Here is a 26,966-nt window from a genome sequence, read left to right on the forward strand (position 1 = left end):
AAACTACCTTATTATATTTTTTGATACATAAGCCAGTCACCAGATTCTATCACTTTCTTTAACATCTTTTTATCTTGAGCGATATACACATATGCCTCAATTTCTCTATCAGCAACATATACTGTTTGCGTGATTCGATCATATAAATCAGTCTCCGCATTACCTGTATATTCTTCTAGTTCATCTAACTTACACAATATCTCATCATTTACTACATAAACTTCTCCATACACCTGTTCTTCAATCGAATAAGTCATGGCCGGATATCCTTCATTCGTATCAAATAATTTTCCATATGTCCAAGCTCTGTCTGCGATGCATGTTGCACCTTGCATATAATGAGCATTCGTTTGTCCTCTTCTTAACGTGCCATAAACGAAAACATGATACATAAATTCTTATCCCCTTTATATGTCTCTACTTTCTTATTTGTAAATAAGCACGAATCATAAAGTAACTCACTTCATTCGGAAGCTGTTCTTTAATAGATTTCAGACCACCCTCTGCATTTTGAACGGCAGTTTCAATAAGAGATTCATACTCTGCTGGAACAAAACTTTGCCACTCTACTTCCATTCCATCCTCGTAGCAGCGAATTAAATGGTTTTCGATTGTTTGTCTTGATAAGTTGCGTTCTTTTGCAATCTCATTCAAATCAATACCTTGTTTATACATTTCATACGTTTCTAAATGAGAATTTGCGGACGCTTTTCCTGACTTTTTACGCTCTGAAACTACTTCTGTCTTAATCGTTTCAGCATAATTTGGATTTTCTTCAATAAAATGCTGAACTGCTTGTAAGAAGTGCGAGCCATATTTCACAAGTTTGTGTTCTCCGATACCTTTTACCGTCAACAATTCGGAATCACTTTGCGGCATTTTCACGCACATATCTTTCAATGTTTGGTCAGAGAAAATAACGAACGGAGGTACACCTTCTCCTTGTGCAATTTCTTTACGTACTTCACGAAGCACTTCAAATAAAGGATGGTCTTGAACAATTTGTCTTGTCTCTACTCGTTCTTTTCGTAAAACATTCTCTTTACCAAGTAATACTTCTTTCCCTTTTTCAGTTACTTTTAACGTCGGATAAGTGCCATGTTCAACTGCAATTAACTCGTCTGAAATTAAAAACTCAATAAACTCACTGACCTCTTTTACACTACGGTTCGATAAAAGCCCATACGTTGGTAAAGTATGAAAATTAAATTCAATAACTTTCTTATTCTTCGACCCCGTTAATACTTGCGCTATCATTTGCTTTCCAAAGCGTTGGTTCGTTCTAATCATGCATGATAAAACCATTTGTGATTCCCTTGTCACATCGATGCTCTCGCGATTGTCTGTACAATTACCACAGCGTCCACAATCTTCTTTCGGTTCTTCTCCAAAGTATTGCAAAATGAATGATTGTAAACATTGTTCTGTATGACAGTAATCGGTCATATTTTGCAATTTTTCAAGTTCATTTGAAAAACGTGATTCTCCAGTTGATTGATCAATTAAAAAACGCTGTACTTGTACATCTTGAGAAGAATATAACAATATACATGTACTATCTAATCCGTCACGACCAGCACGTCCTGCTTCTTGATAGTAACTTTCCATATTTTTTGGAAGCTGATAATGAATTACGTAACGAATATTCGATTTATCAATACCCATCCCGAATGCAGATGTTGCTACCATTACACTTACTTCATCTCGTAAAAAGAGTTCTTGTTGCTCATTTCGATCACTATCACTCATACCAGCATGATATTTTGATACAGAAACACCTGCCTTCATCAAATCTTCATATAACTGATCGACTACTTTTCTAGTAGCTGCATATATAATCCCGGATTCCTTTTGATTTTGACGAATATAATCCGCCAAATATGCATTTCGATCTTGCCCTTTAATGACAGAAAACGATAAGTTCTCACGCTCAAACGTTGTCATAATTGTATTTTCTTGATTAATTTCAAGTGTGTTACAAATATCATCACGTACTTGCGGTGTTGCTGTTGCTGTTAATGCTAATACGAGCGGCTTTTCTGGAAGATAATCTAATATGCGATGTATATGTAAATAACTTGGACGGAAATCATGTCCCCACTGTGAAATACAGTGTGCTTCATCAATCGCAATCATAGGGATTTTCATATCGATAAGTTGATCAACAAACTCCATCGAATCAAGACGCTCAGGCGCCACATAAAGTAACTTGTAATGTCCTTGTTTCGCTAATTGAATTCGCTGATTTGCTTCTGCAATAGATATAGAACTATTAATATATGTAGCTGAAATGCCATTCTGTACCAATGTATCTACTTGATCCTTCATAAGTGATATTAGAGGCGATATAACCAACGTCGTTCCTTCAAATACTAATGCCGGAATTTGATAACAAATCGACTTACCACCACCCGTTGGCATAATACAAACCGTATCTTTCCCATCTAGTACATTTTTAATTGTTTCATCTTGTCCTCTTCGAAACGAAGAATAACCAAAGTAGGACGCTAAAAGTTCTTGTGCTTTAGTAAACAAAAAAGAGTCACCCGCTTTTCTTTATCTTTCATCTACTTCTATTATATCAATCACTTATGCGACTTGAAAGGGATGATTAGATGCTTATTGTTTTTTCATTATTCTATGTTTCTTCACTTATTTAATATGAATTAGCATCATTATTTTATATGTTTTACAACATTTATAACGTAAATCCAGTACACAAGAAGAAAGAGTTTCAATTTAAATGTTCATTTTATTTCTCTTTCTTGAATACTACTAATCGTATACATATAAATTCAGGAGGTTACTATATGAAACATCGTAATATTAGTTCCATCAAGGCAAAAACGAAAACACAAAAACTCCAATTCTCTAATAATGATGCGTGGAAATATGAATCATACTATAAGTACCAGCCATTATTCTCTTATAAAAAGCTTTTTAATTTTCTTTCTCAACTTTTTAGACGTTAATATATGTGCAAAAAATATATCATTCACAGAATTTTTCTCAATATTAAATGTATAGACTTACTACAATTCAGTTGTTACCATATATAATAATCTGTTGGATAAACCCCTTAAGTTGACCTGCTTATATTAGCAGGTCTTTTTCATGATTACATACTTCTGTGTACCTCGATCTCACTTCTAAGTCTTTTCTCCATTTTATAACCATATTTAGATCCCAACAATTAATGATAATCATAAATTGTTGGGATCTAAATTGTTCACATATAATTATGCAATTCTTCTTTCTCAATACACAAAACACATTTTACTTGTTACTATAAAAGTACTCCAGATGAGTTTTTTGCTCATCGACATTATCTAGTTATTGGGGCCTGCCGCGGGAAGCAGGTCCCTTTGACTGTATGAAGGTCCCAATTTCATTTGGACACATTTACCAGGTTTTTTCAAAAGAATTTTATGATAACATTACGTAGTCGAGTCCGACATCTCGGCAATACCCTTTTGAGGGTCTGCAACTTCCCTTACAGACCCTCTTTTACTTTATATTCAATTTATTCATATATACCACAACACCATTCATTGAATTTCTCCATTTCAAATTCCCTAAAAATAATCTAGGACACGTAACTAAAAATAAATCTTCATCATACTTTGAGTTATACATGTTCAAAGGAGTGTTACTATTTATGTATTCTTATTGGCAATCGTATTACTCCCCCTACCATAACCCTTATGTAAACTATGATTTATCCGTACGGAACTACCGAATTAGTAAAAATGAGAATTTTTTAAAAGGGTATATGCGTTCTTTATGGGAACAACACGTCGCTTGGACGAGATTGGCTATTATAAGTATAGTATTTAATTTACCAGATGTTAATGTTACTGTTGGACGACTTCTACAAAACGCAACACATATGGGACTATCACTTGAACCATTTTACGGTGAGGATGCAGTGAAAAAATATAGTGCATTAATTAAAGATCACTTAGTAATTGCAGCGGATCTTGTTAAAGCCGCAAAAGCTGGTAATCAAAATGCAGCGGCCGCTATAGAGAAAAAATGGTACGCTAATGGTGACGCAATTATTGAATTTCTTAACAGTATCAACCCATATATAGATAAAGAAGAATTTAGAAAAATGTTTTATGAACATTTATCACTAACGAAAGCAGAAGCACTTGCCTTCCTAAATAAAGATTATGAAGCAGGAGTAAAACTTTACGATAAAATTGAAAAAGAAGCATTAGAAATGGCTGACATGATAACAAACGCAATCGTAAAACAATTCCCGCAAGTCTTTCAATAAAGTGAAACTTTAATCAGTGAGGGGTTTGTTCATCCCCCACTGATTATCAGCTCTCACCAATCGGCTTATTTAGTTTTCTCTCCATGATATTTCACCTCTCCTCTTTACATTTAGCTTATATCGATATATTTTATTAATATCCGTTTTTTATAGGAGGAAATAGTTTGATTAACGCGATTGGTCTCGTTTTTATACTTACAAATAAACACGAGAAAAAAAAGAAAGTTTACTTAAATGAAAAATTTGCACTAATAGATATTATTGATTCTAAAGAAGTATTTGATGATGAAGGGAATCCTTTAGTAGAACTAACATGTAAATACAGTATATATTTAGATGAAAAATATTACTGTAAATCTCTCGATGATTATACCGGACAAGTCTTTCCTTTCTTAAGTGCAAAAATAGGAAAAGGTCTTCTAAGAAACTTAAACTACTACTTTTCTTACGTTGATGCCTATGATAAGAAACCACCAGTTAAAGAAATAAGACCACTTATGAAACAAGTAACTAACAGATAGCCAAAAATACAAAAAAAAGAAAGCATCTAACCCTGGATGTTTTCTTTTTTATTAAAAACTCATTAACTTTCATCCTCTTCTAAAAGTATGTATCCAAGCATATTTTAAATTAAAAACATTGGAGGATTAGAGTGAATGAAATACTCAGAAACAATTATAAGCAAACGACTTCGAATACTTAAAATGACGGGTATGTTTTTCATGCTAGTGTTAATAGCATGGATTGGCTATACAAAATTACTTTATGAAAACGGCTTTCTTCAAGAAAAAAAGAATTCAGTAGAAGTAATGAATACTAGCATTACAGGAGAAATAGAGCAGCTTTTTCATATAAACTTGCAAGGTTATCGAAAAACAAGCCTTGATGCTGTTATAGAAGCAAGCAAAACCGATCCAAGCGAACTATCCCTAATTGAATTGGTCAACAAATCCTGCTCGCGAGATTGCATAGGCGAACCAGTAACATATGTAAACTCAAACAATGGATATATCTTTTATAAGGAATCTAATGGAACTAATGTAGCTATAACGGTTAAAAAGAAAGACACATGGGTAATTGTAAAGAAATCTGTTCAAGATGGATTATAATTCCCCCCCAAAAAAAGAGTACGTATCGTACTCTTTTTTATTATTAATTCCCTTCCTCTTCATCCCTACAATGGCATTTCGGTTTTGTTTTACAATGACATTTTTCACACTCACATTTCGGTTTCTCTTTGCAACAACATTCGTGAAAATCTCTGCGTTTACATCTACATCTCCCAAACATTAAATCATCCCAAAATTTATTACAATTTCGGGAATGCCCACAATGACAAGTATTCCTCATGAATATACTTCCTCCTAAATAGAATTCATCATATTCTATGTTTGAAAGTATACAAAGGCTTGTATATTAGTCTATTTTCTCCATATCATAAGTAGAGTTAGAAGATTATATAATAATTAGTCTTATCTCACATACTCATAGTACCACTTACGTGAATCTAACCAAGCTGTAAATTTATCGATATTTCCAGCCGGGTAACCATTCGTTATAGCATAACCAATGCCATCTTTCTGAACGACAATTTGTCCATCAATACCCGCATCAACCATCGCTTGAGCCAAAGCTTGTAAATTACTAAATGCTACACCGCCAGTTTTTACTTTGAGCAAATCCACTGCACCTCCTCCAGTTTGTCCTGTAAGAGCAAATACAATAGAATTAGCGATTTTATCAACATTCCATTTTGCCATGTCGGATTCATTGTCAATAAATCCTAATTCTATAAGAATAGCAGGTGCTTTCGTCCCATTTAATACCGCTAAATCTGTACGCTGTTTCGCACCTCGATCACGCCATCCAATATCTTTTGCTAGTTGAGCTGAGATTTTAGCCGCCAAGTCTTTCTGATCATAATACAGAACCTCAACACCCTGTCCATTTCCATTGCTCGCATTAAGATGAAAAGAAATAACTAAATCCACAGCATGGGAATTGCTTTTACGAATAATATTATTTAAATTTTGTGATTGAGTTGTCCCTACCTCGTCCGTATCGTCATAAACCGTGTGTCCCAAGGCTCTTAACTTAGCCGCCACAGCATCTTTAACTTGCCTATCCAGAACGTGTTCTCTCCGATTCCCAAAATTAGCACCTTGAACAATACTATTGTGTCCTCCGTGCAAACTATATCTGGCCATTATTCATCAACATCTCCTTTCTTAATATCCTATTCAAAACTTGTCTCATTGCTATTCCCACTTACAATCTTAACTGCACCAATACGTCATACATTTTCTAAAAGTGAAGGCAATTCGTTTTCGATTAAAAAAGAGATGTCACTTCACAAATCGGATTCTTTATTCTCTAAATTGTATTAACTTGAATGGTAACACGAACAAAAAAGCATCACCTTTTTGGCGATGCTTAAAAACTCTATTTTACTTTTAAGTTTCCTAAATAAAGTTTAAGATCATGGTGACCGAAACTATACCTATATTTCCGCCTCCTCCTTCACTGCCTCTTTTAACCTCTGCAACATATACCCAATTCCTTTACACCCCTCTAGCGGATATGTAATCATTTCTTCTGGATATAACTTTGTCACTACTTTTTTATGCTTCTTCCCTGCTAGTAAGACGATTTCGTCAAACTGTAGTAAACTTTTATCTACCATCTGTTTTTGTAATTTCTCTATACTTATTACCTCATCGCTTTTTGAATCAAATGCAAGATCATAGTTTTTTAATACAATATCATTTGGCCTTAAAAATCCATGTTTCGCTGATAATATAACCCAGTTTTCGAAAAACATGGATGCGTACGCCTGACATGCTTTTCCGAACGGACTAATATATACATCTTTTGCTTCCATCGGTCCGTAGTTTGAATGCTTATCCCAAATTTTCTTTTTTCCACATGGAATTATACATAGCCTTTTCATATATATTTCTACTCCCTTTACTTCAATAAATAAAATCCATTATTTTGTACATTTTTCTCTCGAAATACTATATAATAATTCTGAAAGTTTTAATTACACATTTTACCATATAAGTGCTATGGATCACTCTCAATGCAAATATTATAATACCATAAAAATTTTTCTTTTTTTCTTCAAAATAATAAAAACAAATCGCAATATTATGATGTACGAATAAAAATTAAAAAGGAGGTTCGTAAAAATGAAAAATATTATCCCTGCACTATTAGTCTATTTTATCGTTTGCGTTATTTCCGTTATCATCCCAGCATCTGAAGGCTACAATTATGTCGGCTGGAAGTTATTTGTTGGGCAAGTGTATGCGATACCTATTTTCTTCATTACTGCGATAATCACATTTTATATAAACAAGAAAAAATCTTACGAATAAACAATTGTAAGGATAGCTAACGCTATCCTTATTTTAATTCGTTAATCAAATCTAAAATAGCCCTTGCAGTACTTTGTATCCTTTCTTCCGAAAAGTCAAACGCAACACCTGTATTTATATATATTTCCTGTATAGATAAATTCCAATCTGAACTCGCTCCCTCTTTAAAGAAAGTAATCGCTTGTTCCGGATTCTCTCGATAAATTTGAAACAATTGAATCGCTCCTATTTGTGCAATTGCATATTCAATTTTATAAAAAGGAAACTGAACAAAGTGAAATGACTCGAACCAACTAGAACCAATTTCATTCTCTACTCCTGCAATATCAACTGATGAATATTGATACCTTTTACATAGTTCAATATATTTCTCATCTCGCTCTTCTGGTGAATGATTTGGATTTGTATAAAGCCAGTGCTGGAATACATCTCCTGAAACTGACGATATTAATAACGATAAAGTACGATATAATTGAACTCGCTGTACTTCTTTATAATCATCCTCTTGCGTATAAAAAATAGTAAGCTTATCCATTAATAATAACTCCAGGCTAAGGGAATAAAGTTCCGCCACCTCTTCACGAAGGTATCTTTCCTGCATACTACTTTCATTGTTAAATTGTTTATGAAAATGTAATGCATGCCCCAATTCATGTATTAATGCATGAATTGCATAAAATGACGGACTAAAATTAGAATAAATAAAAACGTCTTTACTATGAGGTAAGGTAAAGCAAGCAGCTCCTGATGCTTTATTTTTCCGTTCTTGTACGTCAATTAATCCCGCTTCCCTTATATGAGTAAATTCCTCATGAAAACATGAATCTGTCTTCCGAAACATTTCTTCAACCCCATCCAATAAATCAATGTAATTTTCAAATGAAGATTTTTGCAAATTACAAGGAGCAAGATCCCAAGGACGATACGTTTTTACATCAAGATTCTTTTTAAAAAGACTTCCTAACTGTTTCCAAATTGGTACAACACACTTTTCTATCGACTCATGAAACTTATAACAATCTTCAATACTGTAATCTCTATTTTTTTGTTTAAAGGCATACTCACTATAATTATTAAACCCTGCATTTAAAGCCATCTGATTCCGCAATTGTACGAGTTCCTTCATAATACAATCTATTTCTATTTTTACTATACTTCTTGCTTCGCATAAAGCGTACCAAGCTTTTTCACGAATAGCTCTATTTGGGTTATCTATCCTTGCTTTTACGTATGCATACGTCTTTTGCTCGCCTTCCCAATTAATAGATAGGTTAGACATTATTTCTCTATATTTCGTAATAAGTTCTTGCTCTTTAACGGAAAGCGCTATGTTCTTTTCATTAAACATTTCACTCTTCACAAATCTTGCTTTTTTCATAAATCCATATTTCTGCTCATCTAATAAATCAGAAAACGGACAATCTCTAAATTTCTGGTCAAATTTTGCATTGTATCTTTTTAAAAGTGGCTGAATTTCATTTTGGTTATACATATGTATATCACGTATATTACTATCTTTTGTATCTCTATACATAGCGATTAAATTGATCGTTAACTCTTCTTCTATTTCTGCGTTTAAACGCAGCTCCTCCGAAAGCCAGCTCTCTAATTCTGAAACCGACGTAATATTTCGCTCTAAAAGTGACTGTAATTTACTCTCCAAATCATTCAACATACACAATCCTCCCGTTTTTAATTTTCTGTTTTTTAGAGATAAAAAAGGACAAGTAGCCAATCTGACTACTTGTCCTTGCTGTTTATGTGTACTCAATAAAATTAAGCTTGGAATGCTTCTGTTAATACTGGTACGATTTGTTTTTTACGAGATACAACACCTTTTAAAGTAGCTGTGTTGTTTTCTAGTGATACGTTGTATGCTTTCTCAACAACGTTTGCTGCTTTGCCGATCGCAAGACCGACAGAATCGTTAGTTAAGATATCAGTTACAACGAATAAGAATAGGTCTAAACCTTTCTCTTCTACTACTGCAGAGATTACTTTTTCAAGTTCCGCTTGGTGTACAAGAACGTCGTTTGTATCAACAGCGTTTACTTGTGCGATTTCAACTTTCGCATTACCCATTTGGAATTCTTTAGCGTCAAGAGAGATTAATTGCTCCATTGTTTTTCCGCTTAAGTCAGCACCAGCTTTTAACATTTCTAAGCCGTAGCTATCAGCATCTACACCAGCGATTTCCGCTAATTCACGAGCAGCTGCTACGTCTTGTTCTGTGCAAGTTGGAGATTTGAATAGTAAAGAATCTGAAATAATTGCAGATAACATTAAACCTGCAACTTCTTTACGAATTGTAACGCCATTTTCTTTGTACATTTTGTTTAAGATTGTAGCTGTACATCCAACTGGCTCACAACGATAGTATATAGGATCGCTTGTTTCAAAGTTAGCAATACGGTGATGGTCAATAACTTCTAACACACGAACTGATTCGATATCGTTAGCACTTTGTTGACGCTCGTTATGGTCAACTAAAATAACGTTGTCCACTTCGCTTGCTACTGTCTCAACAAAACGCGGTCCTTCTACTTTAAAATAGTCTAACGCAAATTGAGTTTCACCGCTGATTTCGCCTAAACGTACAGGCTCAGCATTCATTCCTAATTCTTTTTTCAATTCTGCATAAGCAATTGCAGAACAAATTGCATCTGTATCTGGGTTTTTATGCCCGAAAACTAGTACTTTTTCCATGTTTTCCACCTCTTCATGAAAAGGATATCTTAAAGAAGCAAATATGACAATATTTAAAGCATATTTTTTTATAAATAATTGCACTTTCTTCTATATTTTTCATCATTTTCATAAAAAAAATCATCTAAAATGAATTAGATGATCGAAATATATGTTTCAATTAAAATAGTGTAGGAGTTTGCACTACGTTGTTAAAAGCGAAATTTGAAGCTAAGCCATTATTCAAAAGGTTTACATCTATAACTTGATAAAACGCATTTCCAGTGTCTGCAATTTCCCAAACAGCTAAAATAAGATGGTATCCACTACGGTCAGTTGGTACATTTGCTTCGTGCGTTACTGTTGTCCCTGGTCTAGCTCCACCGTCATTTTTCACATAGAATGGCACTAAATCTAAATCTGATCGCGTTAAAGGTTTATTTGGATTCCAACCTTTTTTCGTAATATAATATTTCCACTCTTTTGTACTATGAGGAGCCGTAAGTTTCCACTTGAATGTATTCGTTCCGCCATTTAACGTAACTTTCTTCCACCTATCTACAGTTTGAACATCTAACGCAGGAAAATGACCAGCCCCTGCAATTTGTCCATCAGAAGGTCCTAGTTGCGGAAATCCACCTATCCCTTCTACACTTTGTGGTTCATATTGAATCGGTCCACAATTTACATTTACCCCTTGCTTACATAAATAAGATCGGCTCGCTGGTGATTCTACATATCCATGAGCTGAAGCCTTTTCTGAAAATCCAAATGTTAATAATCCCGTAAGTAATACGCCACCACTTAAAATAACTTTCTTCATCTTTTGTAAACTATTCTTTTTCATTCTTTCATCCCCTTCCAATAATAAAGCGAAAATAACTATAGTTGCCTAGTCATCTTCTCTACATTTATTATAAGACGAGAATCATTACTAAAAGAACCCTCTAAAAACTTTCTCAAATTCATTTAGTGCGTTAATTAGATTATAATTAACTATTTTAACACCGCCAGAAAAATATAGACTGTGTTAAAAATAGTCGTTTATTATTCACTTACTAATAATTAAGCACTCTCCCCGTTTGATTATACCTTAAATGTTTTTATAATAAATAACCGTAGCATCTAACTTTCCATTCGGAGAAATTGCATACCCTGGTATTGTTCCAACTTCTTGGTAGTCTAGTGATTTGTACAATTTATTGGAAGGATCTCCTTCTCTAGTATCTAATACTAAAAGAGACCTGTTTTCTTGCTTTGCTCGTTCCTCTGCTTTTTGCATAAGCGATCGTCCAATACCGTTACGTCTAAAGTTTGGATGAGTCATTAATTTACAAATCTCGGCTCTATGAATTCCGTTAGGCTTTGTAACTAATTGTAATTGAATACTCCCTGCTACTTCGTTGTTTATTTTAGCCACATACAATATCACTTCTGGCGCTAATACTGTTTGCCAATACTTTGTTGCGTCTTTTTGTTCCAGTGGAGGCAAAAAACCAATTGATGCCCCATCATTTACAACCATTTTCAAAAGTTTCGAAAGTTCTTCCATATCATTTTCTAGTTTCTTAATTTCTTCAATTACTAAATTTCGCATTACTTTTCCCCCTTTTGTTTCATTGTAACAATTTTTAAAGAAGGAATAATGAAATAATAAGATGAATTTATATTAAGATATGATTTTTTTTGAAAGGATAACGATATGAAATATATATTAGATAGAACGTACGCAAAAGAATTACTCAAATGGGCATATGAACAAAACCCGGGCCCTTGGTTTGAACATTCACTACATGTTGCTCATGCAACTGAAAACATAATTATAGAACTTATAAAAAAAGGGTACAAGCTAGATGCTGACATAGCATATAACGCTGCCCTTTTGCATGATATCGGAAGATACAAAGGTTTTACCAAATCGGTCATTCATTCCTATGATGGTTATATGTATATGAATGATTTAGGATATACAGGAAACGCCATTATTTGTGTGACACACTCATTTCCCTGTAAAAATGAACATATAGATATCGCAGCGGAATGGAGTCTCGTTCCTGACCATATGAAAAGCCGATTAGTTGCAATATTGAATGAACATAGTAACTACGACTTATATAATAAAGTAATTACTCTTTGTGACGCTCTTGCTGATGCAGATGGCTTTACTACGCTGGAAAGAAGATTAATTTCCGTTGGTTTGCGTCATGGTACAACATCTCATACATCTTTACATTGGAAAGGGTTTTATGCGATTAAGAAAGAATTAGAAGCTTTAATCGGTAAGAGTATATACACAATTCTTCCTGATGTAGGAAAATCTATTTATGAAGATATAGAATATTAAATTGAATACAAATTGAAAACGATAAAAATTGAACCCATCCTAGATAATGTTTATACTCAAATTTAATTTCACATAAAAAACGTTTTAAACATAAAGTTTAAAACGTTTTTTATTCAATGCTTTTGATTTTTCAGTTCTGTTAAACACTCTTGCACTAAAGTTACCGCTTGACTCATCGCAGCTCCGCCAGCAAATGCTGCTGAAACACCACATGCTTCCAGAATCTCTTTATCCGAACATCCTTGATCAAGACAACCTTTTGTATGATAAATTGTACAATACTCATCTTGCGTTGCTAAACTAATTCCTAATGCAATAAGTTGTTTTTCTCTTTTTGTTAAAGCACCCTCTTGAAAACAAGCTTGCGTGAACGCATTATATGTCTCAGCGATTTCAGGAATTTGATTTGTAAAACTACCTATACCTTCTTTATAATGATGTAGAATATCATTTATCGAACTATGTTGCTCATGTTCCATCTTATTCCCTCCAGTCATATTATCCATACCTATTGTAGTATGCGATGAAATGGAGGCAATATACCTTCTTTTAAATTAAGAATTTTCAGTTAATTTACGTTATAATTTTAAATTATCATCTACAATAACTTTTTCTCTAGAACTTTTTCTTTCAACCTCTTTACTTCTTTCTTCCCAAAATGTTAATCCTTCAATCCCCACATTTTTAGGATTAAATACTGGATCTTTCCCTTCTTTTTTCTGCCTTTCATAGTCTTTTAACACTTTTAATGCGATTTTACTTAATAATAGAATCGCGATTAAGTTTAACCATGCCATACTACCGATTCCTAAATCTCCGAGATTCCATAAAAGCGACGCTGATTCAACACTACCGATGTAAACCATAATTAAAAATCCAAATTTTAAAACTGGTTTTAACCAGCCATACTTCAATTGACGATCTAAATAAGTAAGTGTCGTTTCAGCGATATAGTAATAAGCGAGTAACGTTGTAAATGCAAAAAAGAAAATTGCAATTGAAATAAATATTGGACCAAACCCTGTCATCACAGTTTCAACTGCTTGTTGCGTATAAATTGGACCTGCTTCCACATTTCCTATGTTTTTTACAATAGCGCTTTTCCCTTCAGGTATAACATTATACATACCTGTAATTAATATCATAAGAGCTGTCGCTGTACATACGACAATTGTATCGATATATACGGAAAACGCTTGAACTAATCCTTGTTTTGCAGGATGCGATACTTCAGCAGCAGCCGAACTATACGTCGCTTCTCCGACACCAGCAACGTTTGAAAATACAGCACGTTTTACACCCCATGCAATAGCTGCACCAACAATTCCACCAAACATTTCATTTACACCAAATGCGCTAGAGAAAATTAAAGCAAACATACTTGGGATCTCCGTTACATTCGCAATTAATATGATACATGTAACAATTACATAACCAATTGCCATAAATGGAACAAGCATTTGAGAAACGCCAGCAATTCTCTTTACACCACCAAAAATAATTGCCGCTAGTAACACGACTAAAAATATACCAGTTATATATTTGTTAATACCATTAGAGTTTTCGAATCCAACTGCGATACTACTAGATTGAATACCTGGTAATAACATGCCATATGAAAGTGTTACAACTACCGCTACAATGACTGCAAACCATTTCATTTTTAAACCTTTCTCAATGAAATATGGAGTACCGCCGCGATATTCATTCCCTACTTTACTTTTGTATACTTGAGATAATGTTGATTCAACAAACGCACTCGCTGCCCCTAACAAAGCCATTACCCACATCCAAAATACAGCTCCAGGCCCGCCGAAAGCGATCGCTGTCGCTACCCCTGCAATATTACCAATTCCAACTCTTCCTGATAAGGCTAAACAAAATGCCTGAAAAGATGATATTCCCGTCTCGGAACTCTTTCCTTCAAATAATAGTTTAATCATCTCTTTAAAATAACGAATTTGCAAAAAACGTGTTGCAATCGTGAAATATACGCCTGCCCCTAATGCAAAAACAACTAAACCGATACTCCACACTTGCCCTACTAACCATTCTACTAAATTCTCCATCCAAATCCCCCTTATCATTCTTTTGAAAAGCAATTTTGTATATAAGAAAACGGACAACTATTATCAAACTTTCTAGTTGTCCGCATCTTTCATTATTTCATCCCTCAATTTTTGTCAGTAAAACACCCTATTACTTTATATTTACCCAAACACTTTTCACTTCTGTATAATTATCAAGCGCATATGAACCTAATTCGCGGCCAATACCAGATTGTTTGTATCCACCAAATGGTGCAGCTGCATTTTCTAAGTTATAATCATTAATCCACACTGTTCCTGCTTTTAATTTATTTGCCACTTGATGACCCGTTTTGATATTTTGCGTCCATACACCCGCAGCAAGGCCATAGGATGAGTTGTTCGCTCGTTCAATTACTTCTTCTGTCGAATCAAATGGAAGTACAACAACAACTGGTCCAAATATTTCTTCCTTAACGATTGTCATATCGTCTGTAACATCTGTGAATACAGTTGGTTTAACGAAATAACCTTTTTCAAGCGCACGTTCGCCACCAGCCGCAACTGTAGCACCTTCTTTCTTCCCTTGCTCAATGTAATTTAACACACGCTCTTGTTGTTTCTTAGATACGAGTGGACCCATTTCCGTTCCTTTCTCCATACCTGCTCCAAGTTTTACGTTGTTCGCCATTTTCACAAGTGCATCTACTACAGTTTCATAATGTTTACGATGAACAAATACACGTGATCCTGCGCTACAATTTTGACCATGATTATACATAATACCTTGGAATGCACCATTAATTGCTTCTTCCAAGTCCGCATCTTCTAAAATGATGTTTGGTGATTTGCCGCCAAGCTCTAACGTTACATGCTTAATCATTTCTGCAGACTGACGCATAATATACTTTCCTGTAACAGTAGATCCTGTAAAAGCAACTTTATCAATGTCATGATGATTTACAATTGCTGCTCCTGCTTCAGGACCAAAGCCTGGTACAAAGTTTACAACACCGTTTGGAAATCCAGCCTCTTTAAAGAGTTTTGCTGTATATAGTAAGGATAAAGGTGTTTGCTCTGCTGGTTTTAATACGATCGTACAACCTGTCGCCAGTGCAGCTCCCATTTTCCAAGAAGACATAACGAGCGGAAAGTTCCACGGAATAATCTGACCTACAACACCTACAGGTTCATGTCTCGTGTAATTTAAGTAATCTTTTGAAATTGGGATTGTTTGCCCAATAATTTTTGTAGCCCATCCTGCGTAATAACGATAATTTTCTACAGTCGCTGAAATATCATCATCAAGTGCTACTTGATATGGCTTTCCATTATCTAAAGCTTCTAGTTGCGCTAATTCTTCTCTATGTTCTTCAATTAAATCTGCTAACTTATAAATAAGATGCGCTCTTTCAGCAGTAGTCATTTCTGCCCACGGACCAGATTTAAATGCAGATCTTGCTGCTTTTACTGCAGCATCAATATCCTCTTCTTGCGCTTCACATACGACTGCTAGAACATCTTCTGTTGCTGGATTGTATGTTTCAAACGTCTTTCCGCCAATAGCAGAAACAAATTCGCCATTAATAAACATTTTAATTTCTTCATTTAAAAACGCTTCCACTTTTGGTTTCAGCTCAATATTTGTCTTTAACATTATGTTCTCCTCCTTATTTAAACAGCTGCATGAGCTGCAATATTTGATAAAATCGTTTGAAGCTTTTGATCTTCGTCAACAGTTAATCCTAGTCTTGGATAGCGAGAAGGTCCTCCCGCTTGCCCATGTAATTCCATGGAACGTTTAACGATTTGAACATATTTCCCTGATCCTTCAAGAAACTCGCAAAGTGGTAAAATAGCATCGTTTATTTCCCACGCCTTTTCTAATTCACCATTTTGAAAATGCTCATACATTTTTGTAACGAGACCGGGAACGATATTTCCTGCTACTGAAACCCATCCCGAAGCACCAACTAAATATGATTCCATAACTAAATCTTCAGAACCACAGAAGACTTGGAAAGCCCCTTCACTTTGTCTTACTAAATCTCTCGCTTTTCGAATATCTCCGCTAGATTCTTTAATATGTGTAACATTTTCACACTCTTTTCCAATACGGAGCATTAGCTCTGTACTCATATCGACACCAGAAGTAAATGGGTTATTGTATAGCATAATTGGTATATTTACAGAGTTTGAGATTTCTTTAAAATGAAAATAAATCTCCTCTTCCTTCGGTTTACAATAGTAAGAGTTTATAATTAATGCACAATCCGCTCCGTGCGCTTCTGCATGTTTCGTATATTCAATTGTTTCTTTTGTGGTCTCTGCTGCAGTTCCAACAATGACTGGAATACGGCCATCAATTTCTTTCAACACAGTTTCTACCATTTTAAATCGTTCTTCTTTTGATAAACTTACAAACTCTCCTGTACTTCCATTAATGATAATACCTGCAACCTTTTGTTCGATAAAGTAATTTACATTTTGTTTTACCCCATCCCAATTAATTTCCTGAAATTCATCCATCGGTGTTATTAATACTGGAAATGCCCCTTTAATTTTTTGCATATTTATCTCTCCCTATCACATTTTATTTTAATAAGAATCCTGCCGGAAACGGATCCGTAGGGTCTAATAGAAACGTCTGCATCCCTGTAATAAATCCTCTACTTTCAAAACGGAAAATGTATCCTAGTTCCTCCTTCTTCACTTTTTCCACAGTTATAAAACTATTAAATATACTTTCATTTTTAAAAGGTTTATCCGCCATATAATCATTTTTAAATAATGCATGAACATAGGAAACGATAGTAGAAACAAAACCTGGCGAACGTACGATAAAGTTATCTTCATGAAATGTAATCGACTTTATATGGTTCTTTTCTTTTTGCGAAGGATCTACTAAAATAAGCCTTTTTATTAGCGACTGTTTTTGTATAGCCTGCAGTGTAGCTTCTCCCCATCTTTTCAATTCTGAAATGTTTTCAACACGAATTTCTGGCGAATACGCACCTTTTTCTACAACTGCATATACTTTATCTGCTTGTATGAGAGAATAACTTACATTACCAACCTGTAAATTTTCCTCAATCAAATAGCAAAGTTTGCTTTCAAACGAAACAGATATAACTTCATCATTCTCTACATACGCATGAACTAAAAATATTCCAGATAACGTTTCAATTTTGTATTGATTGGACTCTCTCTTTTTTAAATACCCACTTTCGAGTAACATCGTTATTACCGCAACCATGCCCCCATAATGAAGCGGAATCGAACCTTCATGATTAAAAAATAATACAGCTGCATCCACTTCATTATGGATAGATGGAACGACAATACACCCATTCAAACCGATAAAACCACGTGGTTCATTTAATAAAAGCTTCATCTCTTCTGCTAATTCACCTGAAAATTGTTCATTTAATTGCTCCAAACTGTAGTAGTATTTGCATGGTACGTCTTTCATTACACGAAATGCCTCGCCATTTACATGTACGTCTACTGCTGTATACATTTTTTGAATGTTCATTTTATATCCTCCGTTTCATGTTCCATCGGCGGAATTAGCAAAAATCCTTCTTTGAGTGGATCCATTTCATTGTAAAAAAATTTATGCATACCCATAAGCCAAGCTGATCCCGTAATTTTCGTTATGACAGCTTCAATATTTTCAACATGTGTCGTATTCACGACATATCCTTTAAATAAAGAACCAACGATACTCTCATGAATGAACTCTTCACCAATTTTGATTTCTTTCTGAGCGTATAATACAGCTAGCTTCGCAGATGTTCCTGTACCGCATGGGGATCGATCTATTCCGCCTGGTGGTACAACAACTGTATTTTTCACATGCGCACATTCATGAGTAGCATCTGTATAAAATTCAACATGTGTTAATCCTCTAATAAACGAATACTCTGGATGAATGATTTCAAACTTCTCATTAATTGTGTTTCTTATATGAATCGCCTTATCGATGATTGTAGATGCATTTTCTGGTACTAATTCTAGGCCTACTGACTTCGCATCAATAATGGCATAAAAATTCCCTCCATACGCAATATCAGCCTCTACAGTTCCAATGTCTTTGACGTGTACAGTAATATTTTTCAATAAAAAAGCTGGTATGTTACAGAAAGATACCTCTTTTGCTTTTCCATCTTGAACAGCAATATCTACTTCCACTAAGCCAGCCGGGGTATCTAGTTTTAAAGAAGTAATCGGTTCAACTACTGGAATTAAACCTGATTCAACTAACGCTGTACATACACCGATTGTATCGTGACCGCACATCGGTAAGTATCCACCTGTCTCTATGTATATAACACCTATATCAGCCTCAGGATGACATGGGTCTGTTAATAATGCCCCTGACATTACATCATGACCACGCGGTTCATTCATTAACAATTTTCGAATCCAATCATATTCCTTTTTCATATGTAACATCTTCTCTGCCATCGTCTCTCCAATCAACTTTGGAAGTCCGCTAATTAATGTCCTCGTTGGATTCCCGCCCGTATGTGTATCAATAGTCGTAAAGACTCTTTGTGACCTCATCCGTTTAACACCCTTTCTGTAAAACGACTCAAACGAAGTGGTTCAATAGGAATAATTGTCTCTTTTTCATTTAATAACTCTTCAATTACTTTCCCAGTAACTGCTGCAAGACTAATCCCATCCCCTTCATGTCCAGCGGCAATGAAATAATTCGGAATATGTTCCACTCGTGAAATAATCGGCAAATGATCTTCTGTCCACGGACGTAAACCAGCGTAAGAACGAATTACCATCATATCTGCCATTTTCGGATAAAAGCGAATCGCTCTATTTGCGATACATTTAATGACTTCATTGTTTATTCTCGTATGAAACCCTACAAATTCACGACTACTTCCAATTAAGAAATTTTGACTTTCAGTAGGCTCAAATACGAGCGCAACCCCGTATTTTTCAGTTAAAACATCTACTTTTCTTTTTCCGCCAAATTTAGAAATTAAATAACCGAATTCCATTACTTTACGGCATCCTACATGTTGTTGCCTTGATGCTACTATAATATGCCCTTTTCTCGGTTCAATTGGTATATTTACATTTAACATCTGACCAATCTTAGGAGCCCACACACCGGCTGCATTTACAACTTGTTTTGCTGTAAAAGTACCATTCGTAGTTTCTACAACAAATGAACCATTCGTCTCTATTTTCATACTCTTTACTTCGGTCTGCTTAAAGGCTTTTGCGCCAAACTTTTGTGCCTCTGACAGAAGCGAGAAAGCAAGGAGATATGGATTCACAGTTGAATCCGTCGCACATTCTAAACCGCCTAATAAATCATCAGCAAAAAAAGGCGACTCTTCTCTTATATCTTGCCTATCAAGCATTCGAAACGGTAATCCAGCTTCTTTTTGCCGATCTACCCATTGTTGCGCAGCTTCCATCTCTTCGTCTGACTCACATACGAGAATACTTCCTGGTGCCCTATATTCAAATGAATGCTCTAATTTTTCACTTAAATCAGTTACTAATTTTTGACTTACTAAAGACATTTGACTATCAAATCCCGGATCTTTATCAATGGCCAAAATATTCCCATCACACCGTGAAGACGTCCCGCTGACAAATTCTCCTTTTTCAATGATTGTTACGTCTCTTCCGTATTTTGAAGTGTAATAAGCGATAGAACACCCTATTATTCCACCACCTATAATTAAAACGTCGCAGTGCCTCACAATATACTCCTCCTTTCCCTAAACCTCTCACTTTCTTTTATGCAATTGACGTGCCAATTCTTCATATATACAATTTCCATAAACAATATTTTTATTTGTAAAAATAATTTAAATTTACAGTAAATAGGTGTATTATTTTTTTATCACTGTCAAAATTTTTATACATAACAGGAGGGCATTATGGCATTTTCATTTCCGACTATACAAGAGTTTTTGGAACGTGTTTTAATCGATCATACATGTAGCCTTAATCACATTAAGCAAGTAAACGAAAGGTTTTATTATCTCCCTTCTACTACAGATGAATATAATTGCGCCATTATTTATGTAGATGACTCATTCACTGCACTAATTGACGCTTTTTCTTATGAATTAGCTGTTATCATCCTTAACGAAAACGATGAGCCGATATGCTGTATAACTTCTCAGCAAATGATTCCATTTCTTTATAAGTCCTACAATGAACTACAGGCATTTTATGACACCGTAATACAAACAACTGACTCTTCTGTTACAGTCATTGATAGTAAAGAATGCGTTCGAACTTGGACAGATGGTGCTGAAAAAATATTTTCAGTCAACCATAATGAAATTATTGGGCAACCGATTACTCGTTTTTTTGATTATAAAGACTTGGAAATTTTACAATCTTTACATGATGGAAAAAGCATAGTCGCTCAGTTCCATCAGCCTCGTCCCGATTTATTCGTATTAATTAATTCAAATCCAGTTTATTGTAATGATGAAATTATAGGAGCAGTCGTTTCAGAAACAGATGTTACAAATCAAGTCGCTTTAAATGAAAAACTATTTAATATGTCACATGAAATGCACCGTTTAGAACAAGAAGTGGCAAAGTATAAAGATGAATCCGATCCATTCCTTGCGATGAATGGGAAAAGTCCTGTTATACAAAGAACGATACAATTAGCTAGAAAAGTTTGTTCGGTGAAATCAACTGTTTTAATACTTGGGGAAAGCGGAGTTGGAAAAGAAGTATTTGCGAAAGCAATTCATGAAGCAAGTGAGGCAGCGAAGGCGCCTTTCATTTCGATTAACTGCGGGGCAATTCCAGAAGCGTTATTTGAAAGTGAATTATTCGGTTACGAGCGTGGGGCGTTTTCTGGAGCAAATAGTAAAGGAAAAAAAGGTAAAATTGAACTCGCGCAAGGCGGTACTTTATTCCTCGATGAGATTGGCGAAATGCCGCTCGATATGCAAGTAAAACTGTTACGTGTACTACAAGAACGAAAGTATTACCGAGTTGGCGGAGAAAAAGAAATTAATATTGATTTCCGCATTATCGCTGCTACAAATCGGGATTTACAAGAAGAAATGAGAAAAGGAACTTTCCGAGAAGATTTATATTATCGTTTAAATGTAGTTAGCCTGCATATTCCACCGCTGCGTGAAAGACGAGAGGATATTATCGAACTCACATACTCATTCTTAAACGATTTTTCAATCAACTATAACAGACCAATTCGTGACTTACCTTCAAGCATTATGCATGAACTGCTTCATTACAATTGGCCAGGTAATATTCGCGAACTTCGAAACGTTGTTGAACGACTTGTGGTATTTGCGACAGACGGAATTATAAAACAAGAATATTTACCATTTCATACAACCGAAAATTTAGACAATCATACAGCTCATTCCTTATTACTCAGCAACAATAATACAATCCTTTCTTTACAAGAAGAGATGGATGAGCATGAGAAAAAAGTTATTGAAAGGGCTTTACGAATTTTAAATGGGAATAAATTAGAATGTGCAAAACAACTTGGCGTAACAAGGGCTACTTTATATAACCGTTTAAAAAAACTTGGACTTCAATAAAGAAGCAGTATGCACCGATTAGGCGTTTACAGGTAGCTCTCTCTCCTTCCTCTATATTGGCATGATTTTTGCATATATAATTTGTGCAAACCGAACTAGAGGAGGAATACACATGACCAATAAAAACAACTTAATCGTTTGTCGTTGTGAAGAGGTTACATACGGACAACTTCAATCGACAATTGCTGAATATAACTGCTCGGCAAGAGAATTAAAACTAAGAACACGTGCTGGCATGGGATTTTGCGGTGGTCGTACATGCAGAATAATGATAGATCGAATGATTGAAAATGCGAATCCTGACGTAACTCTTAATGAACTACCGTTAAAATATCAACCACCAATACGTGCAGTTACTTTTGGATCGGTAGGTGAAAGTAAATGAGTAGAATTACACATCACCCTATTTTAGGTACTTTACAAAGTAGTGAGCGTATTACTTTTCAATTTAACGGTCATCAATACGAAGCATATGAACATGAAACGATAGCTGCTGCCCTGTTAGCAAATGAAATACGGACATTAAGAGTTCATGAAGATAGCGGGACACCGCGAGGTATTTATTGTAATATTGGGCACTGTTCTGAATGCCGCGTGACAGTAAATAATCAAACAAATGTACGCGCATGCTTAACTGTTGTAGAAGAAAACATGGTTGTTGAAAGCGGGAAACAGCATCCGAATATCGTGAGAGAGATGGTGAAAAAACGATGAGTGATGTAATTATCATTGGTGCAGGACCAGCGGGATTATCTGCTTCTATCTCTTGTGCTCGTTTCGGACTAAAAGTGCTCGTTATTGATGAATTTATGAAGCCGGGTGGGAGATTGTTAGGACAGTTGCATCAAGAGCCTACTGGAGAATGGTGGAACGGAATAGAGGAATCGAAGCGACTTCATGAAGAAGCAGAATCACTTTCAGTACATATCAGGTGCGGTGTTTCGGTCTATAATTTAGATAAAGATGAAAACAATTGGTTTGTACATACTAATATCGGTACGTTAGAAGCACCTTTCGTACTACTTGCTACTGGTGCTGCGGAATATTCTATTCCCCTTCCAGGCTGGACACTTCCAGGAGTGATGTCAATTGGAGCAGCTCAAGTTATGACAAATGTTCATCGCGTGCAAGTTGGAAAAAAAGGAATCATTATTGGTGCTAACATTTTGTCTTTCGCCATTTTAAGTGAATTGCAATTAGCGGGAATTAAAGTAGATCATATTGTACTCCCTGAAAAAAGCGAGTTAAGTCAAAAAGCTGGTGAACCTGAAGAAGTTTTAAACTCTCTTTTAAATGCAGCACATCTCGCTCCTTCTGCTATTTTACGAATAGGTAGCCACTTTATGAAATATGATTGGATTCGAAAAGCTGGATTAACATTCTATCCAAACAGCGGAATGAAAATAAACGGAACGCCACTTCACCTTCGGAAAGCAGCTCTTGAAATTATCGGAACAGATCAAGTTGAAGGTGTACGCATTGCTAATATTGACTCTAAAGGAAATGTTATTAATGGATCAGAGAAAATATATGAAGCAGATTTTGTTTGTATTGCTGGGGGATTATACCCACTTGCCGAACTTGCAGCTGTAGCTGGTTGTCCCTTCCATTACATTTCAGAATTAGGTGGACACGTTCCTCTCCATTCCGAAACAATGGAAACCCCTCTTCCTGGTTTATTTGTAGCTGGCAATATTACAGGCATTGAAAGCGGAAAAATTGCGATGGCGCAAGGAACTGTTGCAGGTCTATCTATTGCTAAATATGCAGGTGAACAACATGATATAGTCGACCAACAATTATATCACGCCATTCAAAACGTTCACTCTGTTCGTCAGAAAGCTGCAATTCAGTTTAATCCGATGGTAGATATCGGTAGACGAAAGATGAATGATTTATGGCATAAATTCCAAACAAATGATAAAGATTTCTATAAACAACAAGAAATTATTTAATAAGACTTATTTGTCAAAAAGCTCCCCTTATCAAAAACATAAGGAGAGCTTTTCAAATTATTTCACTTCGATTGTCCAATCACCATCAGCTTGAATAGTGAATATATGTATACCATTTTCTTTTACAGGTACTTTTTTCGTAGTATCGGCAGCACCAATTTCATTAAATATCATGCTATCGTTTAAATCCACTACAAAATTACTTTCACCATTCTTATGTACACCATGCAATTCTTTCAAACCTTTTTCAAGTTTCACAAAAACAACATCAGATCCGTGACCACTAATTGTTCCTGGAGCTGTTACTACTTTATCTATTGGAATAGACTGAGACATATTCACTTTCCAGTGACCATCTGCCATTGGATTAATAAAATATTTTCCACTCTTGTTTAATAAAACTACACGTTTTTCTTTTCCATTACCAATAAAATTCGAAAGTGAACCAGAGTCATTACCTTGTTCATCTTTTAACTCTAGAATTGCATTACTTTCTCCTGTATGTTCTACTTCCGCAATAACAAATCCGGATTTTAACTCAAAAAAATCAGAAGAATTCGCACCATCACCTTCTAACGAAACACTATGATCTTGTGATAATCTCTCCACTGCACTTTTTTCTTTTATCTCTTTAGCTTTCGGGCTAGTTGTTGCTGTTTGCTGTTCAGTATTCTTATCTTTTTTTTCATTCGCTTGTACATCTTTTGTTTGCTCCGTTGAATTACAAGCAGTTAAAGATAAACATACCGCAGCAATTGTTGCTAATAATTTCTTTTTCATAATATCCTCCTATTAACATAAAACATTCTTAATAAGAATAACATATTTTTACCAATTCATCAGTTTATTAAAAATTGAATTTTATCCCAAAATAGGAAACATACTAAAAATATAAATTAAAATAAAAAACTGCTAGAGCATAAAGCCCTAACAGTCTTATTGTTCATCACTATTAAATTTCGCTAATGCGTAAATACCTTCTTCATCATCTAATTCAAGTTGTAATCTCGCTGCGAATGAATTGACATTATATTCTCTGTCAAGCAATAAGCGTAATGCTTCGATTAAGTTTGCTTGAATTAAAATTTGCTGGCGACCATTTACCTCTACTTCCGAAGAGAAACCGTAGTCATCGTCATACATGAGTTCAACTAACACTTCTTCTGGACCCACTTGTCTTTTTTCAGCTATATATACGCAAAGCGCATTTATTAATTCTTGTTCAGAAATTTTTATTGTTTCCATGCTACTTCATCTGCCTTCTTTTTACGTTGGTCTTTGAAGTATTTAAATGCACGAACTGCTAACATTACGATACCAGCCATTACTAACATATTTACCATAAATGCTAATACAGAACCAAGAGCTCCCATATTTGCAAATAAGCTACCCATTAGTAAACCACCAAGACCACCTAGTAATAAACCTTTCATAAAGCTTCCTTTATTACTTTTTGGTGCTGTGTTTGTTGCTTTCGTTTTTGAATCTGGAGTCGTTTTTTGAGAATTTACATTTGAGTCTTTTTTGTTTAAATCAACTTTTGACTTTTGACCTGAACTTGGTGTAAATGATTTTTTACCAGATTTGTAACTTTTCGCTGCTGCATGATCTACGAACATAAAGCTGCTAGCCCCAAAGATAACCATGAATGCTGTCATTACTGCTACAAGTTTTTTCAACATATTATATCCATTCTCCTTTTATATAGATATATGTGAAATCTATCTTTCTAGTAAATTCAGAATGATAGATTTGTTTTTAAGAACATTTTAAAGGTTCTTATGAACTTATTATATGAACTTTTGTCGAAATATGCAAGTATTATTTACTTTCAACAGTTTGGTGACAAAGGAAAAATTAAGCAAAACAGAATTGACTTTAAATGAAACAAAACATATTATAAGTTCATAAGAACTTTTTATTATTTTGGAGGTGAAAAGATGGAAACATTTCATCTCACACGAAACGAAATGGCTACCCTTCTTCTATCACTAAGAGGATGGAATACGAAAAAGCCTCTCGGTATTTTACAAGAAGCTTGGGCAAAGTCACATAAAAAAGATATTGAAAGCGGACAAAGCGTTACAGCTTTTATTACTACCGCACTTTCTCCTATTTTTGAAAAGCTGATTAAAATTGACGATACTGATGTCGGTTTTTCTTTAAATGAAATAGTTGCGCTTGGAAATCAGATTGAAAACACAAGTTTCTCTGTAACTGCTATGCAAAACTGGGTGAAACGAGATATAAAAGAAATGATTGGCTCTCCTCAAAAAGGGAAAAAATATTCGATTGAACAAGCAGCCTTACTATTTATTGTCGAAGATTTAAAAACAGCACTTGATTTTGAATCAATTCGTAAGCTATTACGCCTTATCGTTAATGACCCAGCCGATCGAAGTGATGATTTAATCAATCCTGTTCATTTATATGTAGCATACTCTTCTCTATTTGAAGAACTCAATCAAGGGAATTGCTTACAACTAAATGCAACAGATACAGTTCATACAATTGAAAACATCGTAAAAGAAAAAGCTGATAAAATCGCAAGCAAGTTCGATCAAATTAATAACGAACAACGCGAAGCAATTCGTAACGCTATTATCATTGCGACCCTTTCTGTACATACCGCTTATGTACAAATGTTAGCAAAGCGTTACGTAACAGCAACTTTATTTTTACAGAACTTAGATGTGAAGCCTTAAAAAAT

Annotated in this window: 30 protein-coding genes; 11 read left to right on the forward strand and 19 right to left on the reverse strand. The window is 34.9% G+C overall.

The window, feature by feature from the left end; genetic code table 11:
- Positions 1-11 precede the first annotated feature (11 nt).
- A complete protein-coding gene (locus BUA87_RS05620; protein WP_000274914.1) occupies positions 12-392 on the reverse strand; it encodes a gamma-glutamylcyclotransferase family protein in 381 nt (126 codons plus the stop codon).
- Between the two features lie 25 nt (positions 393-417).
- A complete protein-coding gene (gene recQ, locus BUA87_RS05625) occupies positions 418-2,535 on the reverse strand; it encodes a DNA helicase RecQ (RefSeq protein WP_000494271.1) in 2,118 nt (705 codons plus the stop codon).
- Positions 2,536-2,810: 275 nt separating this feature from the next.
- Here recQ and BUA87_RS31225 point away from each other — a divergent pair, with 275 nt between their 5' ends.
- The 4 genes from BUA87_RS31225 (at position 2,811) to BUA87_RS05640 (ending at position 5,391) form a co-directional block, all read left to right on the forward strand.
- Complete coding sequence (locus tag BUA87_RS31225) at positions 2,811-2,972, forward strand: hypothetical protein (RefSeq protein WP_176524320.1); 162 nt, start codon at positions 2,811-2,813, stop codon at positions 2,970-2,972.
- A gap of 686 nt (positions 2,973-3,658) precedes the next feature.
- Positions 3,659-4,282: an acetylglutamate kinase gene (locus BUA87_RS05630; protein ID WP_072938730.1), complete on the forward strand. Its 624-nt coding sequence runs from the start codon at positions 3,659-3,661 to the stop codon at positions 4,280-4,282.
- Between the two features lie 164 nt (positions 4,283-4,446).
- Positions 4,447-4,803, forward strand: coding sequence for a hypothetical protein (locus BUA87_RS05635; RefSeq protein ID WP_000606231.1), 357 nt, complete (start codon positions 4,447-4,449; stop codon positions 4,801-4,803).
- A 135-nt stretch (positions 4,804-4,938) separates the two neighbouring features.
- Complete coding sequence (locus tag BUA87_RS05640) at positions 4,939-5,391, forward strand: hypothetical protein (RefSeq protein ID WP_000877573.1); 453 nt, start codon at positions 4,939-4,941, stop codon at positions 5,389-5,391.
- Here BUA87_RS05640 and BUA87_RS05645 read toward each other — a convergent pair.
- From BUA87_RS05645 to BUA87_RS05655, 3 genes are all read right to left on the reverse strand, one after another.
- Positions 5,386-5,568: a hypothetical protein gene (locus BUA87_RS05645; RefSeq protein ID WP_000502997.1), complete on the reverse strand. Its 183-nt coding sequence runs from the start codon at positions 5,566-5,568 to the stop codon at positions 5,386-5,388. The two genes, BUA87_RS05640 and BUA87_RS05645, sit on opposite strands and share 6 nt — an antisense overlap.
- A gap of 186 nt (positions 5,569-5,754) precedes the next feature.
- A complete protein-coding gene (locus tag BUA87_RS05650; protein ID WP_000135300.1) occupies positions 5,755-6,489 on the reverse strand; it encodes an N-acetylmuramoyl-L-alanine amidase in 735 nt (244 codons plus the stop codon).
- A gap of 293 nt (positions 6,490-6,782) precedes the next feature.
- Positions 6,783-7,232: a DUF6884 domain-containing protein gene (locus tag BUA87_RS05655; RefSeq protein ID WP_000824876.1), complete on the reverse strand. Its 450-nt coding sequence runs from the start codon at positions 7,230-7,232 to the stop codon at positions 6,783-6,785.
- 241 nt (positions 7,233-7,473) lie between these two features.
- Between BUA87_RS05655 and BUA87_RS05660 the strand changes: the two genes are divergently transcribed.
- Complete coding sequence (locus BUA87_RS05660) at positions 7,474-7,662, forward strand: DUF4017 family protein (RefSeq protein ID WP_000789485.1); 189 nt, start codon at positions 7,474-7,476, stop codon at positions 7,660-7,662.
- A 28-nt stretch (positions 7,663-7,690) separates the two neighbouring features.
- Here BUA87_RS05660 and BUA87_RS05665 read toward each other — a convergent pair whose 3' ends face one another.
- From BUA87_RS05665 to BUA87_RS05680, 4 genes are all read right to left on the reverse strand, one after another.
- A complete protein-coding gene (locus BUA87_RS05665) occupies positions 7,691-9,337 on the reverse strand; it encodes a M3 family oligoendopeptidase (protein ID WP_072938733.1) in 1,647 nt (548 codons plus the stop codon).
- Between the two features lie 101 nt (positions 9,338-9,438).
- Entirely contained in the window at positions 9,439-10,368 is a 930-nt protein-coding gene (gene ppaC / locus BUA87_RS05670; protein WP_000416871.1) for a manganese-dependent inorganic pyrophosphatase, read from the reverse strand.
- Between the two features lie 160 nt (positions 10,369-10,528).
- Positions 10,529-11,194 carry a lytic polysaccharide monooxygenase gene (locus BUA87_RS05675; protein WP_000742277.1) on the reverse strand — a complete coding sequence of 222 codons (666 nt, stop codon included), beginning with the start codon at positions 11,192-11,194 and terminating at the stop codon, positions 10,529-10,531.
- A gap of 246 nt (positions 11,195-11,440) precedes the next feature.
- Entirely contained in the window at positions 11,441-11,944 is a 504-nt protein-coding gene (locus BUA87_RS05680) for a GNAT family N-acetyltransferase (RefSeq protein ID WP_001245255.1), read from the reverse strand.
- Between the two features lie 105 nt (positions 11,945-12,049).
- Here BUA87_RS05680 and BUA87_RS05685 point away from each other — a divergent pair, with 105 nt between their 5' ends.
- Positions 12,050-12,691 carry an HD domain-containing protein gene (locus BUA87_RS05685; protein ID WP_000875116.1) on the forward strand — a complete coding sequence of 214 codons (642 nt, stop codon included), beginning with the start codon at positions 12,050-12,052 and terminating at the stop codon, positions 12,689-12,691.
- A gap of 113 nt (positions 12,692-12,804) precedes the next feature.
- Here the strand turns inward: BUA87_RS05685 and BUA87_RS05690 are convergent, their stop codons facing one another.
- The 7 genes from BUA87_RS05690 to BUA87_RS05720 all read right to left on the reverse strand — a co-directional run bounded on the left by BUA87_RS05690 (position 12,805) and on the right by BUA87_RS05720 (position 20,459).
- Positions 12,805-13,197, reverse strand: coding sequence for a carboxymuconolactone decarboxylase family protein (locus BUA87_RS05690; RefSeq protein ID WP_001999958.1), 393 nt, complete (start codon positions 13,195-13,197; stop codon positions 12,805-12,807).
- A 72-nt stretch (positions 13,198-13,269) separates the two neighbouring features.
- Positions 13,270-14,760 carry an alanine/glycine:cation symporter family protein gene (locus tag BUA87_RS05695; RefSeq protein ID WP_000429515.1) on the reverse strand — a complete coding sequence of 497 codons (1,491 nt, stop codon included), beginning with the start codon at positions 14,758-14,760 and terminating at the stop codon, positions 13,270-13,272.
- 130 nt (positions 14,761-14,890) lie between these two features.
- On the reverse strand, positions 14,891-16,375 hold the full coding sequence (locus BUA87_RS05700) for an aldehyde dehydrogenase family protein (RefSeq protein ID WP_000920979.1): 1,485 nt from the start codon (positions 16,373-16,375) through the stop codon (positions 14,891-14,893).
- A 17-nt stretch (positions 16,376-16,392) separates the two neighbouring features.
- Positions 16,393-17,289, reverse strand: a complete 897-nt coding sequence (gene dapA, locus BUA87_RS05705) for a 4-hydroxy-tetrahydrodipicolinate synthase (RefSeq protein ID WP_001169449.1) — start codon at positions 17,287-17,289, stop codon at positions 16,393-16,395.
- 22 nt (positions 17,290-17,311) lie between these two features.
- Complete coding sequence (locus BUA87_RS05710) at positions 17,312-18,253, reverse strand: proline racemase family protein (RefSeq protein WP_072938736.1); 942 nt, start codon at positions 18,251-18,253, stop codon at positions 17,312-17,314.
- Complete coding sequence (locus tag BUA87_RS05715) at positions 18,250-19,287, reverse strand: proline racemase family protein (protein WP_001257537.1); 1,038 nt, start codon at positions 19,285-19,287, stop codon at positions 18,250-18,252. The genes BUA87_RS05710 and BUA87_RS05715 overlap by 4 nt, the downstream gene beginning before the upstream one ends.
- Positions 19,284-20,459: an NAD(P)/FAD-dependent oxidoreductase gene (locus BUA87_RS05720; protein WP_001215274.1), complete on the reverse strand. Its 1,176-nt coding sequence runs from the start codon at positions 20,457-20,459 to the stop codon at positions 19,284-19,286. The genes BUA87_RS05715 and BUA87_RS05720 overlap by 4 nt, the downstream gene beginning before the upstream one ends.
- A 180-nt stretch (positions 20,460-20,639) precedes the next feature.
- On the opposite strand from BUA87_RS05720, the gene BUA87_RS05725 reads away from it, so the two are divergent.
- The 4 genes from BUA87_RS05725 (at position 20,640) to BUA87_RS05740 (ending at position 24,256) form a co-directional block, all read left to right on the forward strand.
- Complete coding sequence (locus BUA87_RS05725; RefSeq protein WP_000885730.1) at positions 20,640-22,301, forward strand: sigma-54 interaction domain-containing protein; 1,662 nt, start codon at positions 20,640-20,642, stop codon at positions 22,299-22,301.
- Between the two features lie 112 nt (positions 22,302-22,413).
- Positions 22,414-22,686, forward strand: coding sequence for a (2Fe-2S)-binding protein (locus BUA87_RS05730; protein ID WP_000182619.1), 273 nt, complete (start codon positions 22,414-22,416; stop codon positions 22,684-22,686).
- Positions 22,683-23,015 (forward strand): (2Fe-2S)-binding protein, encoded by a 333-nt coding sequence (locus BUA87_RS05735; protein WP_000087063.1) that lies wholly within the window; start codon positions 22,683-22,685, stop codon positions 23,013-23,015. The genes BUA87_RS05730 and BUA87_RS05735 overlap by 4 nt, the downstream gene beginning before the upstream one ends.
- Positions 23,012-24,256 (forward strand): NAD(P)/FAD-dependent oxidoreductase, encoded by a 1,245-nt coding sequence (locus BUA87_RS05740; protein ID WP_001286084.1) that lies wholly within the window; start codon positions 23,012-23,014, stop codon positions 24,254-24,256. Before BUA87_RS05735 ends, BUA87_RS05740 begins: the two co-directional genes overlap by 4 nt.
- A 57-nt stretch (positions 24,257-24,313) precedes the next feature.
- Here the strand turns inward: BUA87_RS05740 and BUA87_RS05745 are convergent, their stop codons facing one another.
- From BUA87_RS05745 to BUA87_RS05755, 3 genes are all read right to left on the reverse strand, one after another.
- The gene (locus BUA87_RS05745; protein ID WP_000727976.1) at positions 24,314-25,036 is read right to left on the reverse strand and encodes a hypothetical protein; all 723 of its coding nucleotides are present in this window, start codon (positions 25,034-25,036) and stop codon (positions 24,314-24,316) included.
- Between the two features lie 156 nt (positions 25,037-25,192).
- A complete protein-coding gene (locus tag BUA87_RS05750; RefSeq protein WP_072938739.1) occupies positions 25,193-25,501 on the reverse strand; it encodes a YxcD family protein in 309 nt (102 codons plus the stop codon).
- Positions 25,489-25,938 carry a hypothetical protein gene (locus BUA87_RS05755; protein WP_000914478.1) on the reverse strand — a complete coding sequence of 150 codons (450 nt, stop codon included), beginning with the start codon at positions 25,936-25,938 and terminating at the stop codon, positions 25,489-25,491. Before BUA87_RS05755 ends, BUA87_RS05750 begins: the two co-directional genes overlap by 13 nt.
- A gap of 258 nt (positions 25,939-26,196) precedes the next feature.
- Between BUA87_RS05755 and BUA87_RS05760 the strand changes: the two genes are divergently transcribed.
- Positions 26,197-26,961 carry a DUF1836 domain-containing protein gene (locus BUA87_RS05760; RefSeq protein ID WP_000447231.1) on the forward strand — a complete coding sequence of 255 codons (765 nt, stop codon included), beginning with the start codon at positions 26,197-26,199 and terminating at the stop codon, positions 26,959-26,961.
- Positions 26,962-26,966: the final 5 nt, after the last annotated feature.

Source organism: Bacillus sp. bc15, assembly GCF_900142585.1.
GTDB classification, from domain to species: Bacteria; Bacillota; Bacilli; order Bacillales; family Bacillaceae_G; genus Bacillus_A; species Bacillus_A cereus.

Excerpts from the sequence above, each read along its gene's own strand:
- BUA87_RS05620 (WP_000274914.1), bottom strand. The coding sequence starts at position 392 with ATGTATCATGTTTTCGTTTATGGCACGTTAAGAAGAGGACAAACGAAT.
- BUA87_RS31225 (WP_176524320.1), top strand. The coding sequence starts at position 2,811 with ATGAAACATCGTAATATTAGTTCCATCAAGGCAAAAACGAAAACACAA.
- BUA87_RS05630 (WP_072938730.1), top strand. The coding sequence starts at position 3,659 with ATGTATTCTTATTGGCAATCGTATTACTCCCCCTACCATAACCCTTAT.
- BUA87_RS05640 (WP_000877573.1), top strand. The coding sequence starts at position 4,939 with ATGAAATACTCAGAAACAATTATAAGCAAACGACTTCGAATACTTAAA.
- BUA87_RS05650 (WP_000135300.1), bottom strand. The coding sequence starts at position 6,489 with ATGGCCAGATATAGTTTGCACGGAGGACACAATAGTATTGTTCAAGGT.
- BUA87_RS05655 (WP_000824876.1), bottom strand. The coding sequence starts at position 7,232 with ATGAAAAGGCTATGTATAATTCCATGTGGAAAAAAGAAAATTTGGGAT.
- BUA87_RS05660 (WP_000789485.1), top strand. The coding sequence starts at position 7,474 with ATGAAAAATATTATCCCTGCACTATTAGTCTATTTTATCGTTTGCGTT.
- BUA87_RS05665 (WP_072938733.1), bottom strand. The coding sequence starts at position 9,337 with ATGTTGAATGATTTGGAGAGTAAATTACAGTCACTTTTAGAGCGAAAT.
- ppaC (WP_000416871.1), bottom strand. The coding sequence starts at position 10,368 with ATGGAAAAAGTACTAGTTTTCGGGCATAAAAACCCAGATACAGATGCA.
- BUA87_RS05675 (WP_000742277.1), bottom strand. The coding sequence starts at position 11,194 with ATGAAAAAGAATAGTTTACAAAAGATGAAGAAAGTTATTTTAAGTGGT.
- BUA87_RS05680 (WP_001245255.1), bottom strand. The coding sequence starts at position 11,944 with ATGCGAAATTTAGTAATTGAAGAAATTAAGAAACTAGAAAATGATATG.
- BUA87_RS05685 (WP_000875116.1), top strand. The coding sequence starts at position 12,050 with ATGAAATATATATTAGATAGAACGTACGCAAAAGAATTACTCAAATGG.
- BUA87_RS05690 (WP_001999958.1), bottom strand. The coding sequence starts at position 13,197 with ATGGATAATATGACTGGAGGGAATAAGATGGAACATGAGCAACATAGT.
- BUA87_RS05695 (WP_000429515.1), bottom strand. The coding sequence starts at position 14,760 with ATGGAGAATTTAGTAGAATGGTTAGTAGGGCAAGTGTGGAGTATCGGT.
- BUA87_RS05700 (WP_000920979.1), bottom strand. The coding sequence starts at position 16,375 with ATGTTAAAGACAAATATTGAGCTGAAACCAAAAGTGGAAGCGTTTTTA.
- dapA (WP_001169449.1), bottom strand. The coding sequence starts at position 17,289 with ATGCAAAAAATTAAAGGGGCATTTCCAGTATTAATAACACCGATGGAT.
- BUA87_RS05710 (WP_072938736.1), bottom strand. The coding sequence starts at position 18,253 with ATGAACATTCAAAAAATGTATACAGCAGTAGACGTACATGTAAATGGC.
- BUA87_RS05715 (WP_001257537.1), bottom strand. The coding sequence starts at position 19,287 with ATGAGGTCACAAAGAGTCTTTACGACTATTGATACACATACGGGCGGG.
- BUA87_RS05725 (WP_000885730.1), top strand. The coding sequence starts at position 20,640 with ATGGCATTTTCATTTCCGACTATACAAGAGTTTTTGGAACGTGTTTTA.
- BUA87_RS05730 (WP_000182619.1), top strand. The coding sequence starts at position 22,414 with ATGACCAATAAAAACAACTTAATCGTTTGTCGTTGTGAAGAGGTTACA.
- BUA87_RS05735 (WP_000087063.1), top strand. The coding sequence starts at position 22,683 with ATGAGTAGAATTACACATCACCCTATTTTAGGTACTTTACAAAGTAGT.
- BUA87_RS05740 (WP_001286084.1), top strand. The coding sequence starts at position 23,012 with ATGAGTGATGTAATTATCATTGGTGCAGGACCAGCGGGATTATCTGCT.
- BUA87_RS05745 (WP_000727976.1), bottom strand. The coding sequence starts at position 25,036 with ATGAAAAAGAAATTATTAGCAACAATTGCTGCGGTATGTTTATCTTTA.
- BUA87_RS05750 (WP_072938739.1), bottom strand. The coding sequence starts at position 25,501 with ATGGAAACAATAAAAATTTCTGAACAAGAATTAATAAATGCGCTTTGC.
- BUA87_RS05755 (WP_000914478.1), bottom strand. The coding sequence starts at position 25,938 with ATGTTGAAAAAACTTGTAGCAGTAATGACAGCATTCATGGTTATCTTT.
- BUA87_RS05760 (WP_000447231.1), top strand. The coding sequence starts at position 26,197 with ATGGAAACATTTCATCTCACACGAAACGAAATGGCTACCCTTCTTCTA.